Source organism: Paenalicyclobacillus cellulosilyticus, assembly GCF_014647315.1.
GTDB classification, from domain to species: Bacteria; Bacillota; Bacilli; order Alicyclobacillales; family Alicyclobacillaceae; genus Alicyclobacillus_J; species Alicyclobacillus_J cellulosilyticus.
The window spans coordinates 1-249 of the sequence record NZ_BMOY01000144.1; the positions used below are offsets into that span (position 1 = coordinate 1).

Consider the following 249-nt stretch of genomic DNA (forward strand, 5'->3'; position numbering starts at 1 on the left):
ATCAAGTATAAACAGGGCTTTCGTTTTATTCATCCTATTCATAATTTATTTTGCATTCCCGAGTCACCTTTTATAGAACGAATCATAGGTGGGAAAATATATCACTATATGTTTGATTCAACCGCAGCCCATGGTGGAACCATCTTATGGAAGTTAAATAAAGAATATTTAAAAGCTGCAGGAGCAGGCCAATGTTTATAAAATCTTCGGTGTTCTTGCTGATGTTGATATTGGTCGCTCATCGAGCTT

At 36.1% G+C, this 249-nt stretch carries 1 protein-coding gene; it reads left to right on the plus strand.

Annotated elements, in window-relative coordinates; translation table 11 throughout:
• Positions 1 to 201: hypothetical protein (locus tag IEX97_RS13820; protein WP_229776948.1), on the plus strand; the 201-nt coding region annotated here is incomplete at its 5' end.
• Positions 202 to 249 lie beyond the last annotated feature (48 nt).